This window comes from Ignavibacteria bacterium, assembly GCA_016707005.1.
Taxonomy (GTDB): domain Bacteria; phylum Bacteroidota; class Ignavibacteria; order Kapaibacteriales; family Kapaibacteriaceae; genus UBA10438.
In genome coordinates this window covers 532255-550845 of sequence record JADJIQ010000002.1, presented here as the reverse complement: position 1 = coordinate 550845, position 18591 = coordinate 532255, and the positions used below count along the sequence as shown (strand labels likewise).

The following is an 18591-nucleotide window of genomic DNA, read 5'->3' as shown; positions in this document are numbered from 1 at the left end:
GGAACCCACTATGAATACTTCAAGAAACTTTGGAAGCCGCAGCATCGGAAATGGTTCGCCATGCTACATCATCGCTGAGATCGGGATCAATCATAACGGGTCGCTCGACGTTGCGAAGAAGATGATCGGCGGCGCAGTAGCAGCCGGAGCGGACTGTGTGAAGTTCCAGAAGCGCACGCCAGAATTGTGTGTGCCCAAGGATCAATGGCTTCTTGAACGTGATACGCCGTGGGGGAGGATGACCTATATCGACTATCGACACAAGGTGGAGTTCACCGCCGAAGACTATGCAGTGATCGACAGGTATTGTCGTGAACATGGTATTGACTGGACAGTATCCTGTTGGGATGAAGAAGCAGTAGCGTTCATGGAAGCTCATTTCGATGTTCCGTTCTATAAGGCCGCATCGGCTTCATTGACGGATCTGCCACTCCTTCGAGCAATGCAATCAACAGGGAAGCCCCTTATCATCTCTACGGGGATGTCCACGATGGAGGAGATCGAACATGCGGTATCCTCATTGGACCAAGAGGCATTGCTCATCGCCCATGCTACCTCGAGCTATCCATGTCCTCCGATCGAATTGAATCTCAAGATGATCCAAACGTTGCAGGCGCTCTACCCCAACATCCCCATCGGCTATTCCGGTCACGAAGTAGGTTTGGCAACCACCTATGCGGCCGTTGCATTAGGTGCGCGGTTCGTAGAGCGCCACATAACGCTCGACCGTGCAATGTGGGGTTCGGATCAGGCAGCCAGTGTGGAAGTTGGCGGACTGGGTCGACTTGTTCGTGATATCCGTGATATTGAGGGGGCTATGGGTGACGGAGTTAAACGCGTCTATGACAGTGAGATCGGTCCACGCTCCAAGCTACGTCGCGTTCGTTCTTCAGAGGCCCTTGCATAACCATGGGTATTGATCTGACCTGGATCACCCTGGTCATTACGATCTTCAGTGCTGTGATCATGATCGTTCTAGAACGGTGTTTTCCATACACTCCGGGACAGCGGATCTTTCGAGAAGGATTCCTCAATGACTTTGTATGGTATTCACTCGTGCAGAGCTACGTGTTGGGGTTGGTGATCTTTGGACTGATCGGGTGGATCGACGCCTCAACATCACTTGAGCGGTATCACATTGTACGAGATCTTCCGATGTGGCTCCAGGTACTCGTATTCTTCGTGGTGCACGATCTCTACATCTACTGGTTTCACCGGTGGCAGCATCGGAACGGCTATCTCTGGCGTTTACACGAGGCACATCATTCAACGAAGGATGTTGATTGGCTCAGTGGGAGCAGATCTCACGCTCTCGAGATCCTGATCAACCAGACCGTTGAGTTCCTGCCGATCATTCTCTTGGCATCACCCGAGGTGGCGGTGATCAAGGGGTGCATTGATGCTGTATGGGGCATGTACATCCACTCGAACATCGATGTTCGCAGCGGTCGACTTCAACGCATCTTTAATGGTCCGGAAATGCATCGCTGGCATCATGCGATCGATGTCGATGCGCACGATCGAAATTTTTCGACGAAGATGGCCGTGTGGGACTGGTTGTTTGGAACGGCGTATCTTCCTGCAGACCGTAAGCCAACCGGTTATGGCATTGGAGAAGGATTCCCGACCAACTACATGTCACAACACGCCTATGCCTTCAGAAGCTTCACCAGCGATCGCACCGGATCAGGAACATGATTTTGCCGATCATGAGTTGCAGCCGGTACACTTTGACCATGAGGCCGATCTCGACACGTTGATCGTGTCAGATATCCACCTCGGCTCGGATGTGTCTCGGTCTAAACGCTTGATCGAACTCATGAGAATGTTGAAGTTCAGCAGACTGATCCTCAATGGAGATGTCTTTGATGATCTGAACTTCAAACGTCTTACACGTGATGATTGGAAGTTCCTGTCCTACATCAGGAAGGCGTCCAATCCGCGCAAGGGCATTGAGGTGGTCTGGGTTGTTGGCAATCACGACGGCGGCGTTGCCGAGATCCTCACCCACCTTCTGGGTGTACCCGTCCATGAAGAATACGTGTGGGAAGGACAAGGAAGGCGATACCTAGCCATCCATGGTCACCAGTTCGACAAATGGATAACCGAACATGTGTTTGTGACGGCCGTTGCCTCCTGGATCTACCTCGTCATCCAAAAGCTTGATCCACATCACCGCGCATCGAGGTGGGTAAAACGAACCAGCAAGAAGTGGCTTCGCCTCAGCGACAAGGTAGGGCACGATGCCGCCCTTCATGGTCGCAAGAAGCACCAAGCAGATGTGGTCTTCTGCGGTCATACCCATCGAGCCGTAGATATCATGGTTGACGACGTTCGGTATGTGAACTCGGGCTGCTGGACGGACAAACCCTCGCAGTACATTACGATTGGTCACTCCGGCGAGATCGCCGTGAGAGAGTGTCATTAGGGCCAAGGATCGGATCGCTGACTTCCGTCATGAAACCCGTCTACCTCCTCTGCGTACATTGCGCCTGCAATGCATGAGGACCATTCACAACGCCCCGTCATATTCGATGCGCAGCATATAGGCAAGACCTATACGATGGGCGAGGTAGAGGTTGTGGCCCTGCGTGATGTTTCGTTGTCGATCAATTCGGGCGAACTCCTCGTGATCCTAGGGGCTTCCGGAAGTGGCAAGTCCACCCTGCTCAATATTCTTGGCGGGCTGGATGTGCCAACCACCGGGACGGTGTCGTATCGAGGTCAGGACATGACCCATGCCGATGACAAAGCGCTTACGATGTTTCGACGAAAAGCCGTGGGCTTTGTCTTCCAATTCTATAACATCATCCCCAGCCTTACGGCTCTCGAGAATGTGAAACTCGTAACAGACATCGCAGACCATCCCATGGATCCGCGGGAGGCTCTGGAGCTTGTGGGTCTCGGAGATCGCATGAGTCATTTCCCTGCTCAGATGTCAGGGGGCGAGCAACAACGTGTAGCGATCGCCCGTGCCGTTGCGAAACGTCCGGATGTACTGCTCTGTGATGAGCCAACAGGCGCGCTTGACTTCACAACAGGCATCCTGGTTCTTGACGTGATCGAAAAGGTGCATCGCGAGCTTGACGCGACCGTTGCTCTTATCACTCACAATGCGGGTATCGCCGACATGGCGGACCGAGTGATCAAGATGCGAAGCGGTGAGATCATCGAGGAACTTCGACCGGCAATCCGGAAGTCCCCCAAGGAACTGTCGTGGTAACCTGATGCAAGCTCTCACGATGAAATTGTTTCGAGAGATCGGCCACATGCGTGGTCAGCTCTTGGCCATCGTGATCGTGATCGGATCCGGCATTGCGAATTTCGTTGCCTTCCGAAGCGTGGAGGCATCAATGGTGCTCACGCAGCGGGCCTACTATGAAGAATCGCAGTTCGCCGACATTTTTGTTTCGGCGCGCCGGGTCCCTGAAAGTGTTCGTGAACGACTTCAATCGATCCCCGGCGTAGCCCACGTAGAGACCCGCGTGGTGACCGATGTTATGTTGGATATCCCTGGTCTCAACGAACCCGCAAGTGGTCTCATCTCCAGTGTACCGGATCAAGGGCAGCCCCTTCTCAATAGACTTCATCTGCAGAGCGGACGTTGGATCCGTGAAGGGGCAGAGGATGAGGTTATTGTATCGGCGGCGTTCTCGCAGGCCAATGAGTTCCAGCCGGGCGACCGTTTCAGCGCTGTGATCAACGGTCGATGGCGTCCCCTCACTATCGTTGGTATCGCACTCTCTTCGGAATATGTCCTAGAGGTGCGTCCCGGTACCTTCATGATCGACAATAAGCGATACGGGATCATGTGGATGGGTCGCAGTGCCCTCGCAGCTGCCTATGATATGAAGGGGGCATTCAACAGTGCACTCGTGGGACTCGAACCAGGTGCTAGTGAGCGTATGGTGATCGAAGAGCTTGATGTAGTTCTAAAACAATACGGCTCGGTCGGTGCCATCGGACGTGAGGATCAGATGTCGCACCGATTTCTCTCCGATGAGATCGCCGGACTTCGTGTGCAGGCGCTGATCGTTCCAACGATCTTCCTTGGCGTGGCGATCTTCCTTCTCAACATTGCGTTGTTGCGGCTGGTAAGTACCCAACGTATGTACATCGCCATCCTGAAGGCATTCGGATACAGCAATGTTCGCATCGCTCTTCACTATATCGGCTTTGGATTATTCTCTGTAGCCGGGGGAACAGTCTTGGGATTGATCGGAGGATACTACATCGGCGATTGGCTGGTTGATCTCTACACGCGATTCTATCGATTCCCAGTACTGAGATTCGATATGCCTGAAGGGGTCATCCTCGGAGCAGTAGGTCTGAGTGCATTGGCCGCCGTTTTGGGCGCTATCTCGTCTGTACGCACTGCATTGAAGCTTCCTCCCGCAGAGGCCATGCGACCGGAAGCACCAAAGAACTATCGAGCCGGGATCCTTGAGAAGTGGAAGATCTTCCGTCGACTCGACCCCGTTATGCTCATGATCGTCCGGAACATCGTCCGCAGACCCGTGCGTGCAGCTGTTGGTGTCCTATCCGTGGCTATGGCAATGTCCATCCTCGTTATGGGGCGATACATGGTTGAGATGTTCGACACGATCCTCGACGTGCAGTTCAATCGCGCCTCCCGCGAAGACGCCATTGTAACGTTCGTCCTGCCGCGTTCAGCATCGGCCGTGATGGATCTTCAACATCTTCCCGGTGTGATGCGTGTTGAACCATTCCGTGCTGTTGGAGCTGACCTCGAGTTCGGCAGGCATACGAAGAGAACTGCCATTACAGGGGTAATGAAGAGGCCGGATCTGCATCGTGTTTCGGATATGAAGGGCGTATATCAACCCGTTGCGGATGAGGGCATCACGATCTCGGCCTACCTCGCAGCAAGGTTCGGTGCTGCAGTTGGTGATACGATCACGGTGAAACTTCTTGAGGGAGATCGCAGGTCAGCCCCCTTCATTATCACTGGACTGGTTGACGAGATCATGGGTGTGCAGGCCTATATGAGTTCTGCAACGCTTGCTGAACTGCTGCGCGAAGAGGGGAGTCTTTCCGGCGCATATCTTCAGGTCGATGCGCAGCACCTCCAGGATTTCTATGATGTTGTGAAGCGTACTCCAACGATCGCCGGAGTAATGCTTCGAAGTACAGCCATCCAGAGCTTCGATGACAATTACAAAGAAAACATGGATGCATCGTCGGCATACCTCGTGGCATTTGCTGCGATCATTGCGTTCGGTGTTGTCTACAATTCAGCTCGGATCGCACTATCGGAGCGGGGGAATGAACTCGCGAGCCTTCGCGTCCTAGGCTTTACAAAGCTTGAGATCGCCGTGGTGCTTCTCGGTGAACAGGTGGTCCTCATATTGATCGCCTTGCCTCTAGGAATGGCACTTGGGACCTACGTCTCTTCACTGCTTCCTGATGCCCTTGCCACCGATCTCTTCCGCTTCCCGTTTGATATCACCTTGAAGAATCTAGGTCTTGGGGCACTGACCATTACCGTTATTGCACTGATAAGTGGGTTCTTCATTCGCAGACGATTACAAAAATTGGATCTCATTGCGGTCCTAAAATCCAGAGAATGACCATGAAGTTCAAGAAACCAAAACACGTCGGTTGGATCATCGCAGCGATCGTTGTTGTGGGGTTCATTGGGTTTTCACTCATACCGAAACCAATGAAGGTTGAAAAGGCAACGGTCCAACGACAATTGCTGAGACAGACCATTGATGCAGAAGCACGCATGCGATACACGGATCGATATGTGATTGCAATGCCTTCCACCGGAACGATCGAACGGATCGATCTTGAGCCCGGCGACAGCGTTCTTGCAGGTGCGATCGTGGCCTTTTACACGCCCCCTGCCCTGGATGCACGTCAGCGAAGCGAGACATTGGCTCGTGCTGAGGCAGCAAATGCTGCTGTGTCTGCAGCACGGCAACAACTGACCACACTGCAGCCGCTTCTCGAACAGAATCAACGAAGAGATGAACGATCCCAACGGTTGCTGGCGAGTGGTGCCATCCCGAAGGAACAAGCAGAGAATGCTCATGATGCGTTTCTGCAGACACAAAGCGAGTTAGAGGCAGTGAAGGCCAGGATCAAAGCGGCTTCGTATGAAGAGCGTGCCATTCGTGCGGCGGTCTCTGCCGCACCCGGACAGCGCGTTGCGATCACAGCCCCGGTCACTGGCGTGATCCTTCGCAGGTATGAAGAGAATGAGCGGACACTTATGGCTGGAACTCCGATCATGGAGATCGGGGATAGAACGAAACAGGAGATCGTGATCGATGTCCTCAGCACAGATGCCGTAAAGGTGCGAATCGGTCAAGTTGTACTGATCACCGGCTGGGGCGGAGAAGACACACTCATCGCGAGGGTGACGCGGGTTGAACCGGCCGCTCGTGTGAAGGTCTCCTCCCTTGGCGTAGAAGAAAAGCGCGTAGATGTGGTGGCTGTTCTTGCTGAGGTATCGTCCGTGATCGGAGATGCCTACAAGGTTGATGCAGGGATCGTTCTCTGGGAGAAGCAGAACGTGGTCACCGTCCCACTTGGCGCACTGCTGCGCGAAAAGAACGGCTGGTATACGTTCGTTGTGGAGGATGGGAAAGCGAAGAAGCGCAGCGTGACTCTCGGGCCGCGATCTGCGCTTCTTACATCTGTTTCACAAGGACTCACTGAAGGGGAGACGGTTATCCTTCACCCGGCTGAAGCCCTTAAAGAGAATGATGCTGTTGAGTGATCAGGCAGGATACGTTGTATCTCCATTCAAGCCGTGACACGATTTGAACTTTTTGCCTGAACCGCACGGACACAGTTCATTTCGGCCCACTTCGCGTCCAACGTTGCGGACTGTATTCGTCGAGTGTTGCTGCGGCGCCGCATTCGGATCTGCACCAAGGGAACCAGTGGCACTTGGATGTGAGAACTGCAGCTGACGTGAAGCGCTGATCGTAGGCTGGATGGTAGGCAACGCTGCAACCGGTTTTGGTCGCGGCGCCGCTTCTTGTTGTTGTGACTGTTGACGTGGCTCAGACACTTGCGGGAAATATTTGAACGCAAATGCGATCGTGGCCTTGTTGATCAATACGATCAGATCAAGGAAGACGCGATATGCCTCTTGCTTGTATTCAAGGATCGGATCCTTCTGACCATAGGCGCGCAGGTAGATACCTTCCTTGAGGTCGTCCATGCTTCGAAGGTGTTCTCTCCACTCATCGTCGATCGAGCGCAATGCTGCGATACGTTCGAGTGCCGCCATGAACTCAGGTCCGAGCATCGATTCTTTACGGTCGTAATATTCCTCTGCTGCATCTACCACACGTTGGACGATATCATCCTTCTTCATTCCCGAGAACTCTTCTTCGCTGATAGGGGGCTCACAGAGCATGTTCACGCGAACATCGTTCTTGAACGACTCTACATCATTGGCTTGATGGTATTCATCGTACCATAGTTCAGCCATCTCACGAACGTATTCAAGGATCTCGCTGCGGAGACGTTCTCCCATCAACGCATGGCGTCGGCGATCATAGATCACTTCGCGCTGCTGATTCATCACGTTGTCATATTCGAGAAGGCGCTTACGAATGCCGAAGTTGTTGGACTCAACCTTCTTCTGCGCATTCTCTACACTGCGCGTAACAAGCGGACTCTGGATCGGTTCGCCATCAGGTACCTTGAGACGTTGCATCACTGCTGCGATGCGTTCTCCGCCAAAGAGACGCATGAGATCATCCTCAAGAGAGATGAAGAACTGAGACGAGCCCGGGTCACCCTGACGTCCGGCACGTCCACGCAGCTGACGGTCGATACGGCGAGCTTCGTGACGTTCCGTACCGATGATGGCCAAACCGCCTGCTGCCTTCACATCGGGATCGAGCTTGATGTCTGTTCCACGACCGGCCATGTTCGTGGCGATCATCACGGCGCCGCGCTTACCGGCGTTGGCAACGATCTCTGCCTCACGTTGGTGCTGCTTCGCGTTAAGAACGTTGTGTGGTACGTTGGCGCGCTTGAGCATCTTGCTGAGGAGCTCAGATACTTCTACGCTCGTAGTACCGACAAGTACAGCGCGACCCTTTGCAAGCTCGGCCTGGACGGCCTCTACAACGGCGTTGTACTTTTCGCGCTTTGTACGATAGATGAAATCATCGAGATCCTTCCGTTGTGTTGGACGGTTGGTTGGGATCACAACAACGTCAAGCTTGTAGATCTGCCAAAACTCACCGGCTTCTGTCTCAGCAGTACCAGTCATACCGGCAAGCTTATGATAGAGACGGAAATAGTTCTGCAACGTTACGGTGGCAAAGGTCTGTGTGTCTTGCTCTACGAATACACCTTCCTTGGCTTCAATGGCTTGGTGAAGACCATCGGAATACCGACGTCCTTCAAGGATGCGGCCTGTGAATTCATCAACGATCTTGATCTTGCCGTCCTGTACCACGTATTCGTCATCACGTACATAGAGTGTATATGCGCGAAGCATTTGGTTGACGATGTGAATGCGGTCAGACCGCTCGGAGAAGACGCGCATAAGCTCGTCGCGGCGAAGGGTCTTCTCATCTGCAGGCAGAGAGGCGTCACCTTCCAGAGCTGACATCTGCGTCGCGATGTCCGGGATCACAAACATCTCTGCGTCTTCTTGCGCTGTGCTGAGGAGCTCCCGCCCCTTATCAGAGAGATCGATCTGGTGATTCTTTTCGTCGACCACGAAGTACAACTCCTGGTCGATGATGTTCATGCGTTGACCCTGATCCTTGAGATACTCAAGCTCGGATTCCTTCATGAGCTTGAGATTGTCCGGATCCTGAAGCATCTTCAGAAGCTTGCTCTGTTTTGGCATACCGCGGTGAGCACGGAGCAACCCAACACCAGCCTTTGCACGGTCTTCTTTTGCGGATGACTGCAGAAGCTTCTCAACATCGGCAACGATAGAGTTTGCCAAACGGGCCTGTGCATCAACAAGACGTTGGATACGGGGCTTCATTTCTCCGAACGCGGCTTCGGTAGAACCCGCAGTTACCGGACCCGAGATGATGAGCGGTGTTCGAGCTTCATCGATGAGCACAGAGTCCACTTCGTCGACGATGGCGAACCAGTGACCGCGTTGCACCATGTCATTGGCATCCGTGACCATGTTGTCGCGGAGATAGTCAAAGCCGAACTCGTTATTAGTTCCCCAGGTGATGTCAGCGGAATACTGCTCGTGACGTTGGTCTGGACGCATCTCAAACTAAATACATCCCGTAGTTACGCCAAGCATGTCGAAGATCGGGCGCATCCAGTCGCGGTCACGTTTTGCCAGGTAGTCGTTTACCGTCACAAGGTGTACTCCACGTCCTGCAAGCGCATTGAGGTACATCGGAAGGGTGGAGACGAGTGTCTTTCCTTCACCGGTACTCATTTCAGAGATCTTTCCTTGATGCAAGACCATACCACCGATGAGCTGTACATCGTACGGGATCATGTCCCACGTGTTCTCGTTACCAACCACCATGTACTTGTGTCCAACCAGCCTGCGACACGCGTCTTTAACAGCAGCGAACGCCTCAGGGAGAAGATCGTCAAGTGTTGCTTGAACTGTCTCAAACTGTTCACGCTCGTTGGCCGCTATGCGAGCATAGAGGTCAGACCGTTCGCCGTGTTCGATTGTGGCGTCCGTGCGCAGACGTTCACGAATCGCCTCGGCTTCCTCCACAAGGGTTTGAACCGACGCCTGGACGCGCTCGCGGAACTCCACCGTTTTTGCACGGAGCTCATCATCAGTGAGCGAAGCGTACGTCGCATAGATGCGATTGATCTCATCAACGATAGGACGCAGGGCTTTCACGTCTTTGTCGTGTTTCGAGCCACCAAGGATAGACTGTAAGAACTTGAGCATGGGTGTGCGGTTATTGAGAGCGATGCGCAATTGACGCATGTCGATGGCATTTGGTGCCAACGATATGGTCGAAGCCTGCAAAATTACTCGTTAATTTGGTGGCACCCCAACCCATGACGCAGAAAGACGATATATGTCAGAACCATCTCCAGACCTGCTTGTCTATAGTCCGGACAATCTGATCGCACAGGCCGCAGTGGCTCCGGATAGACTTGGCTACAAGTTGGTCCGGTTCTATGTGGATGAAAAGGGGCTGCTTGCAAAGTCGGCAACCGAGCACATCGGCACATTCTACCTCTCGCCATCAGGCGGAACACTGAGAGATTTGGAATTGAACATTGTGCTCTACAGCGCCAAGTTCGACATCTATAAGGGTCTCGGGCGGGTATCATGATCTACCTGGACAACAGCGCAACAACCCAGATCGACGAAGCCGTGCTCGAGGCGATGATCCCATGGTTGAGAGGGGGCTTTGGCAATGCATCCAGTATCTACAAGCTCGGCCGACAGTCCCGTGTGGCCGTTGAAGATGCACGTATGGAGATCGCATCCTTCCTCGAGGCACACCCTGCAGAGATCACGTTCACGAGCGGTGGAACAGAATCGAACAATTCGATCTTGAAGAGCTGCGTTGGTGTTTCGGCACTTGCCGATGCCGTTCATGTGGGAGCCACAGAACATCATGCTGTACTCCACCCGGCAGAAGTCCTTCGAGGGCACGGTACTGATCACCGGGTTCTGCCCGTCGATTCATTTGGGCGGGTTCGTCTGGATGCACTTGATACATCGAACACGCCCCGTACGCTTGTTAGTCTGATGCATGCGAACAACGAGACGGGTGTTGTTAACGACCTCAGTGCCATACGAGCCGCTCTCCCCGACGCACTGCTCCACAGCGACGCAATACAGTCGTTCGGCAAGATCCCTTTGAATGTGGGAGCACTAGGGGTTGATTTTCTCTCGCTTTCTGCGCACAAGATCCACGGCCCCAAAGGTGTTGGTGCGATGTTCATCCGTAAGGGGATCGATTTCAAAGCCCATCAGCAAGGGGGCGGGCAGGAACGGAACCGACGTGCAGGAACCGAGCCGGTAGCCCTGATCGTAGGGTTTGCTGTTGCAGCCCGCATGGCCATTCGAGAAGTGGAGCAACGGGCTGCCCACATGAGTTCGTTGATCGCAGAAGCTCGAAGGCTGGTCACGGAATTGGTCCCGAACATCCGGATCAATACTCCCGATTCTGGTAGTCTGCCAAATATTCTGAATGTGTCGTTTCGAGATGCTGATCAGCTCGACGGTGAGTCCATCCTCCAGTCCATGGACATGGGTGGGGTGGCAGTCTCCAACGGCAGTGCATGTGTTTCCGGCAGCCTTCAACCGTCTCATGTCTTGTTAGCGATGGGCCTACCCTCGGATGAGGCAAAGGCGGCCGTGCGGCTTTCGGTGTCGAAGAACAACACGATTGACGACGTGAAAAACGCCGTTACACTACTTTCTGATATCATCCGTGGTTTGCGTGTGTGAACACATAAGCGTATATTGCGTGTCGTAACACACAAATGACAACGTTGTCACCACTTTTGCAGGAATATCGATATGCGGAACATCATCGCGTCAGTGGCCATTTTGTTGACGGCTGCGGGAGTTCTCGCTGCGGGAACGGGCATCCCCGGCGCTCAAGGAGGGTCAAAGAAGTACACTCTGAACAATGCCGTTGGGAATAACGGCATTGAATTCGTTTCCAATGCCCCAATGGAGAAGATCACCGGCACAGCCAACGGAGTATCTGGGTCGTTCATGCTGGATGCTTCGAACCTAGAGGCAACAACGGGGCGTATTGAGGTGCCAGTAACCTCGATGAAGACCGCCAATTCAAAGCGTGATGACCATATGTACAGCCCGATGTGGCTAGACGCGGGCGCTCATCCAACCATCACGTTTGACGTGAAGTCGCTTAAGGACGTTAAGGTCGAAACTAAGGACGGGAAGAGCGTCGTAACAGCAACGGCGGTTGGAACCTTTACGGTTCATGGGATCGCCAAGCCATCCACGGCTACCGTCAGCATAAAGTACCTTGCAGAATCGGCCGAGACAAAGAAGCGTGCCAGCGGAAATCTGATCATGATCGATGCGAATTTCACCGTTGCCCTAGCCGACCACAAGATCACCGGGAAAGAAGGAATCGTTGGTAAGAGCGTGGGCGAATCGATCGTGATCCAAGCCAAACTCTTCGCAAATTCTTAAGAGCATGACCTCCTCGGAATCAACTACGTAAAAATTCCACTCTAAGAGCTGACGGTCTCCCGTCAGCTCTTGCTATTTTATAAACGTGCCTCAGTAACAAAAACGCAGTTGACTGCGTTGAGCCACGAGATATCGACCAACACTTTCAGGTTCCTCATGAGATTCGCGAAACTTCTTTCGTTCTTGACCTTGTGTTTCTTGGTCAGCCCCTTGTCTGTGATCGCTCACTCGGGTGGACAAACAGGTTCCTCACAAGCAGGGTGCACACCTTGCCACGGGGGACAAGCTGCCGCAACAACTGTTACCCTAGAGGGATCGCGCACCGTACGATCCGGACAGACCGGGAGCTTCACGTTTGTTGTTGCCCATGCCACGAACGCCAATGCCGGTTTCAATGTGAGCATTCGTCAGGGTGGTGGCAACGCCGGGACGCTGACCCCACAGTTTGGCGCACAGAATATTGGCGGTGAGCTCACGCACACAACCCCAATGGCAATGGCCGGGGGTTCTGCACGATTTTCATTCACGTGGTCCGCTCCTGCTGCTCATGGGGTCTACACCTTTAATGGAGCAGGCAATGCCGTGAATCTCGATGGGAATGACAGCGATGCTGATGATTGGAATTTGTCGGGAGGTATCAATATCACCGTCACAGGTTCAACCTTTACTGGTCCAGCCGGTGGAACAACCATCTGCCGAGGTAATCCCGTCACATATACGTGGACACAAACCGGACTGACAACCGTGCGCCTCGAGTGGTCGAAGGACAACTTCGCTACCAACGAAATCATCGCGAATTCCATTGATGCAAGCACTCAGACGTTCACCTACAATGTCCCTGGAACACAGGCAGGTGGCGACTATGTTGTTCGAATGATGGATGCTGCAACCGGACTCGAGATCTCTCGTGGAAACGCAGTTACGATCTCTGCCGGACCCGTCATATCTCTGCAGCCTGCACAGAATGTACTTGTGTGCGAAGGGAAGCCCCTTACTCTCACGATCGGAGCGTCCGGCTCAGATCTCCAGTATCGTTGGAGACACAACGGAGTGGATCTACCGGGCGGCACGAACGCAGTACTCACGATCAACACTGTTGGTCAGGCCCAAGCGGGCGTTTATGACTGTGTCATCTTCGGATGCGGAGGGAACGCTACGTCGCAACAATCTACAGTAACGATCGGCACGAAACCGAAGATCGTCACACAGCCAACGGCGCGATCGATCTGTGAAACAGAGAACACGTTCTTTACGGTTGAAGCAACCGGGAATGACCTCATCTATCAATGGCTGAAGAACGGCGAGCCAATTCCGTCTTCAACCGGAAATCGACTCAACATCTCGAACGCAACGCTGTTTGATGAAGGTGATTATCAGGTGATCGTACGGGGCTCCTGTAATCCGGAAGTAGAGAGTGCCGTTGTTCGTCTGTCGATCACGGAACGGCCATTGGTTCGCATCGAGCCAACAGATAAGAATCTCAAGGCAGGAGATTCACTCGTTCTTACGTTTGATGCGTCCGGTGAGGAACTCACGTATCAGTGGCTACGCAATGGAGCATTCATTTCCGGAGCAACCCAGAGGATCTATCGGAAGGGATCGATAGCGCGTGCGGACTCCGGACAATACAGCTGCCGCGTGATGAACAAGTGCGATACGGTGATCACGCGTAATGCAATCGTGAAGGTCACCGCCTCCACTGGTCCCGGCAAGCTCGAACTTGCATCCACTGGGATCACATTGACCAATGTTCCGTCATGTTCAACAGTGGACACAACTATTACTGGACTCCTCATCAATGAGGGTGGCTCACCAATCACGATCACGTCCATCTCTGCGGAACCGGTGGCCAATATCTCTGTAGAGGGTCTCACAGCTCCCGTCACACTTGCTCCGAATGAGCAACGTGATGTTCGACTGAAGATCTCACCAAAGACATCCGGTCCACTTTCCGGAACAGTCACCTTCTTTGCTTCAAGCGGAAATCGGACGTTCACAGTAGGGGGCGATGCAGTTACCGGACTCGCATTTGACAACGACACAGTGGTGTTCGCTCAGGGTGTTGTTGGCGATAAGAAGTGCAATAACTCGCTTCCACTGCCATGTGCAGCAACGGAGGTTCGCCGCATCCGCGTAACGGGCCCAGGGGCAACAACGTGGACAGCAACAAATCCGCAGACCGTTCCATTCCAGCTTGTAAGTGGACAACAACGTGAACTCTGTTATGAAACGGCCACGGAGACGGGAGATGATGCGCTCGTCACGGTAGAAACCGATGCTGGCGATGTTTCATTCGTGCTTACCCGACGAGTGATCTCAAGTGTTGACGAAGAGGAGGCACCGGTAGCAGGGATCCGCATCTCGCCAAATCCGATGTCTGAAGAACTTCGCATCGTGAGCCCACTGCTAAGTCGCATGAGCGTACGCATCGTAACCGTCACAGGCAACACCGTTGCGCTCTTGAGTGGTTCGAATGAGATCATCTGGAACAGACGCGATGCAAATGGAAGCACGGTATCTCCAGGACTCTACGTTCTGTTTATTGAACAACTCGGTTCTTCGCGCATAGAGAAAGTGATCGTTCGTTAACGATCGTGCTCTCAACGACAAACAAAAAAGGCGAGTCTTGCGACTCGCCTTTTTCTTTTTCGATACGTGCTTTGTTTACGGGAAGATCCCGAGCGACAGATACGATTGTGCGATCTTATCGATCGAACTAACAAAGGCAGCAGTACGCATGTCCTTCACCTTTGGATTTCCAAAGTACTGCTCCATGATCGTGTGATACGAAGAGATCATTGTGTCTTCGAGACCAGAGTTCACAAGATCCTCTTCATCAGCGCCTCGTGCTACCATGTTGCGCTCCACAACGGTAAGTGACTTACCAGTGAGACGCTCTACGGTCTCAACGAGACGTGTGTTTGTGCCTTCTTCAAAGCGCTTATCCATACGTCCGAAACGAACGTGGGAGATATTCTTGAGCCACTCGAAGTAGGACACCACAACACCGCCGGCGTTCACATACATGTCCGGCATTACCAAGATGCCCTTCTTAAGAAGAATCGGCTCTGCTTCGGAAGTGATCGGACCATTAGCACCTTCGGCAATGATCTTCGCCTTGATCTTCGCTGCATTGCCCTTATGGATCTGTGACTCGAGTGCTGCTGGCACCAGGATGTCACAATCATGCTCAAGCACACTGTTCCCATCCTTGATGGTCTTGCCACCGGCAAAGCCTGTGATAGAACCCTTCTTCATGCGGTGTGCATTCAGCGCTTCAATATCGATCCCCTTCGGGTTGACGATCGCGCCGTCCCATTCGATGATCCCGATCACCGTAGACCCGGCTTCGGCGAGGAATTTCGCAGCATGGTATCCCACGTTGCCAAATCCTTGTACGATCACGCGCTTGTCGGACAGCCCGGTGGTCATCTTCAGCTTCTTCATGAGCTTTGGATCGTTCACGGCCTCGCGAACTGCAAAGTAGAGGCCGCGACCGGTAGCGGCTGTTCTGCCGCGCACGCCACCTTGGCCAACCGGCTTACCGGTAACGCAAGCAAGGGAGTTGATCTCATCCTTTGCAAACGCCTGATACGTGTCTGCGATCCATGCCATTTCGCGCGGACCGGTACCGTAGTCAGGAGCAGGCACGTCCACCGATGGTCCGATGAAGTTCTTCTTGATCAGCTCCACGGTATAGCGGCGTGTGATGCGCTCAAGTTCTTCTGTGGTGTACGCCTTAGGGTCGATACGGATACCGCCCTTGCCGCCACCGAACGGAACATCGACCACTGCGCACTTATAGGTCATGAGTGCTGCAAGTGCCTGCACTTCTTCTTGGTCAACCGACAATGCATAACGAATGCCGCCCTTTGTTGGCAGCTTATGGTGACTGTGTTCGGCCCGCCAGGCCTGTACCACTTGAATGCCACCCTTGATACGCACAGGGAATTGCATGTAGTACACCGAGTTACACACTCGGATCTGGTCAAGGAGTCCCTTAGGATGATCCATGATCGCTGCCGCCTTATCGAAATAGGCGTTCACCGAATCGAGGAAGGGGTTGTTTCCGTGAAAGAGCGCCGTTGGCGCCTTGCTCGGTTTTGCTTTGGAAGCCATAAGAAGGCTTTAAAGGTGAAACAAGTGTCTGTGAATTACAAGTTGCCGCGCAATGCCTGCTCGCGTTCGATCGATTCAAAGAGCGCTTTGAAGTTGCCCTTGCCAAACGAACGTGCACCGCGACGCTGAATGATCTCATAGAATACTGTAGGACGATCTTCAACCGGCTTTGTGAAGATCTGAAGAAGATACCCCTCGTCATCGCGATCAACAAGGATGTTGAGTCTGCGAAGATCGTTGATGTCTTCTCCAATTGCTCCAACACGGTCGAGAAGGTCAAGGTAATACGTTCCCGGTACATGCAGGAACTGAACGCCTCGGCGACGCAGTTCACTCACGGTGTGAATGATGTCATTCGTTGCCACCGCGATATGCTGAACACCTGCACCGTGATAGAATTCGATGTACTCTTCGATCTGGCTCTTTCGTTTGCCTGATGCTGGCTCATTGATCGGGAACTTCACGTATCCCGTACCATTTGAAACCACCTTTGACATAAGGGCGGAATATTCGGTGGAGATATCTGAGTCGTCGAAGGTGATGAGCAGTTTGAAGCCCATCACATCCTCATAGAACTTTACCCATTCATTCATGTGGCCAAGTTCAACGTTTCCTACGCAATGGTCAACATAGAGAAGCCCAATAGGCTCGGTCTTGTAGCCATCGTCGATAGCTTGATATCCCGGCATGAATGCACCGTTGTAGTTGCGGCGCTCAACGAAGGTGTGAACGGTATCACCGTATGTCTTGATCGATGCTACAACCACTTCGCCGTGATCATCGGTAAGTACTGTTGGCTCCTGAATGCTCACTGCTCCGCGTTCCGTAGTGGCCTTCCACGCAGCACGGGCATCGTCCACCCAAAGTGCCAATACCTTCACACCATCGCCATGTTTAGCGATGTGTTCGGTGATCGGATTGTCGGGATGCATCGGTGATGTGAGAACCAGACGGATCTTGCCTTGCTGCAACACGTATGAAGCACGGTCGCGCACACCCGTTTCCGGTCCCGCATACGCAACGAGCTGATACCCGAACGCGGTACGATAGAAATAAGCCGACTGCTTGGCGTTGCCGCAGTAGATCTCAACATAGTCCGTACCGTTGAGCGGAAGAAAATCCTCCGTTGCGGTTGGTGTAGGTGCTGATAGCGTGTCTGTGCTCATGGTATTTGTTCTCCGACTATTGGATCAAGGATGGGGAAGGGGCTTCTACGGTCTCAGCAGCATATGCTCGAAGTACATCTGCTAGGTGTACATTCTGTTCCTGTGTGCCCGTGCTGATCCGCACACATGTTGGCAGTCCGAATCCGGCAAGTGGTCTGGCGATGAAGCCCTGAAGAAGTAGATGTTTATGGAAGGCGGCAGCCGTGAAGGCATCTCCGAGATCGACCATCACGAAGTTGGCAATACTAGAGCTTGTTACGTACCCGCATTCGTGCAAGGTTGACAGAAGCAGTGCCAGCCCCTTACCATTAAGTTCAACGCTTTCGTGAACGAAGTCTTGGTCATCCAATGCGGCCACGGCTGCTGCACAACCCGGCCCGTTTGGATCAAACGGAAGTTTGGTACGGATAAGCCACTGAACCACATCGGGATGACCGATCGCATAGCCGATGCGAAGTGCTGCGAGACCATAGGCCTTCGAAAATGTCCGCAGGCACAAAAGATTCTGATATGGCATCGACAAAGTGTCGGGATAGGTATCCGGCGCAAGATGACGTGCATACTCCACATAGGCTTCATCAAGCACAACAAGCGTGGAGCTCGGAACGTTGTCCATGAGCCACACGAGTTCGTCGTGCGTGATGTAGGTACCGGTAGGGTTGTTCGGATTGGCGATGTAGATCACCTTTGTGCGATCCGTGACCGCGGCAACAAGCGCTTGAACGTCGAATCGGTATCCGGCAGTGAGCGGAACGAATTGTGGTTCAGCGGCCACACCCCGTACGGCCAGACCAAAGCTTACAAACGTGCCATGCGAACTCAACGCGGTCTCACCTGGAAGGAGAAACACTCGCATGATCTGATGGATAATGGCATCGCTGCCATTATGGACGCTGATCGATTCGATGCTGACATTATGATGTTCTGCCAGACGCTGCCGTAATCGCATCCCACCATCGGCATAGAGATGCGCCTGCGATGATAATGCCTCGCGGGCCGCTTCAAGTGCCGCAGCTGAGGAACCACGCGGGTTCTCATTCGACGCCAATTTCTCCACGTGGTCAAGGCCAAATTCAGCCTTGATCTGATCGGGTGATGCGCCCGGTGTGTAGGACGCAATATGTTGGAGATGTGGGTTGGGAACGATCATGAACCACAAAACTACGAACGGTGTCT

General features: G+C 53.2%; 13 protein-coding genes and 1 pseudogene. 10 read left to right on the top strand and 4 right to left on the bottom strand.

Annotated elements, in window-relative coordinates:
• Window positions 1-10: 10 nt before the first annotated feature.
• From IPI29_05195 to IPI29_05170, 6 genes are all read left to right on the top strand, one after another.
• Complete coding sequence (locus IPI29_05195; GenBank protein MBK7411930.1) at window positions 11-907, top strand: N-acetylneuraminate synthase family protein; 897 nt, start codon at window positions 11-13, stop codon at window positions 905-907.
• A gap of 2 nt (window positions 908-909) precedes the next feature.
• Window positions 910-1698 (top strand): sterol desaturase family protein, encoded by a 789-nt coding sequence (locus tag IPI29_05190; GenBank protein MBK7411929.1) that lies wholly within the window; start codon window positions 910-912, stop codon window positions 1696-1698.
• Window positions 1652-2428 (top strand): UDP-2,3-diacylglucosamine diphosphatase, encoded by a 777-nt coding sequence (locus IPI29_05185; protein MBK7411928.1) that lies wholly within the window; start codon window positions 1652-1654, stop codon window positions 2426-2428. Before IPI29_05190 ends, IPI29_05185 begins: the two co-directional genes overlap by 47 nt.
• A 69-nt stretch (window positions 2429-2497) precedes the next feature.
• Window positions 2498-3223 (top strand): ABC transporter ATP-binding protein, encoded by a 726-nt coding sequence (locus IPI29_05180; GenBank protein MBK7411927.1) that lies wholly within the window; start codon window positions 2498-2500, stop codon window positions 3221-3223.
• Window positions 3224-3242: 19 nt separating this feature from the next.
• Window positions 3243-5591: an ABC transporter permease gene (locus IPI29_05175; protein MBK7411926.1), complete on the top strand. Its 2349-nt coding sequence runs from the start codon at window positions 3243-3245 to the stop codon at window positions 5589-5591.
• 2 nt (window positions 5592-5593) lie between these two features.
• Window positions 5594-6748: an efflux RND transporter periplasmic adaptor subunit gene (locus IPI29_05170; GenBank protein MBK7411925.1), complete on the top strand. Its 1155-nt coding sequence runs from the start codon at window positions 5594-5596 to the stop codon at window positions 6746-6748.
• Here the strand turns inward: IPI29_05170 and secA are convergent.
• Window positions 6749-9889 (bottom strand): annotated as a pseudogene (gene secA / locus IPI29_05165) (preprotein translocase subunit SecA).
• 133 nt (window positions 9890-10022) lie between these two features.
• Between secA and IPI29_05160 the strand changes: the two are divergent.
• The 4 genes from IPI29_05160 (at window position 10023) to IPI29_05145 (ending at window position 14719) form a co-directional block, all read left to right on the top strand.
• Window positions 10023-10283 carry a hypothetical protein gene (locus IPI29_05160; GenBank protein MBK7411924.1) on the top strand — a complete coding sequence of 87 codons (261 nt, stop codon included), beginning with the start codon at window positions 10023-10025 and terminating at the stop codon, window positions 10281-10283.
• Complete coding sequence (locus IPI29_05155) at window positions 10280-11410, top strand: cysteine desulfurase (protein ID MBK7411923.1); 1131 nt, start codon at window positions 10280-10282, stop codon at window positions 11408-11410. The genes IPI29_05160 and IPI29_05155 overlap by 4 nt, the downstream gene beginning before the upstream one ends.
• Window positions 11411-11482: 72 nt before the next feature.
• On the top strand, window positions 11483-12130 hold the full coding sequence (locus tag IPI29_05150) for a YceI family protein (GenBank protein ID MBK7411922.1): 648 nt from the start codon (window positions 11483-11485) through the stop codon (window positions 12128-12130).
• A gap of 156 nt (window positions 12131-12286) precedes the next feature.
• Complete coding sequence (locus IPI29_05145; GenBank protein ID MBK7411921.1) at window positions 12287-14719, top strand: immunoglobulin domain-containing protein; 2433 nt, start codon at window positions 12287-12289, stop codon at window positions 14717-14719.
• Between the two features lie 75 nt (window positions 14720-14794).
• Here IPI29_05145 and IPI29_05140 read toward each other — a convergent pair whose 3' ends face one another.
• The 3 genes from IPI29_05140 to IPI29_05130 are packed head-to-tail and all read right to left on the bottom strand — an operon-like array spanning window position 14795 to window position 18565.
• A complete protein-coding gene (locus tag IPI29_05140) occupies window positions 14795-16249 on the bottom strand; it encodes a Glu/Leu/Phe/Val dehydrogenase (protein ID MBK7411920.1) in 1455 nt (484 codons plus the stop codon).
• Between the two features lie 35 nt (window positions 16250-16284).
• A complete protein-coding gene (gene hppD, locus IPI29_05135; protein MBK7411919.1) occupies window positions 16285-17415 on the bottom strand; it encodes a 4-hydroxyphenylpyruvate dioxygenase in 1131 nt (376 codons plus the stop codon).
• A gap of 16 nt (window positions 17416-17431) precedes the next feature.
• Window positions 17432-18565, bottom strand: coding sequence for an aminotransferase class I/II-fold pyridoxal phosphate-dependent enzyme (locus tag IPI29_05130; protein MBK7411918.1), 1134 nt, complete (start codon window positions 18563-18565; stop codon window positions 17432-17434).
• Window positions 18566-18591 lie beyond the last annotated feature (26 nt).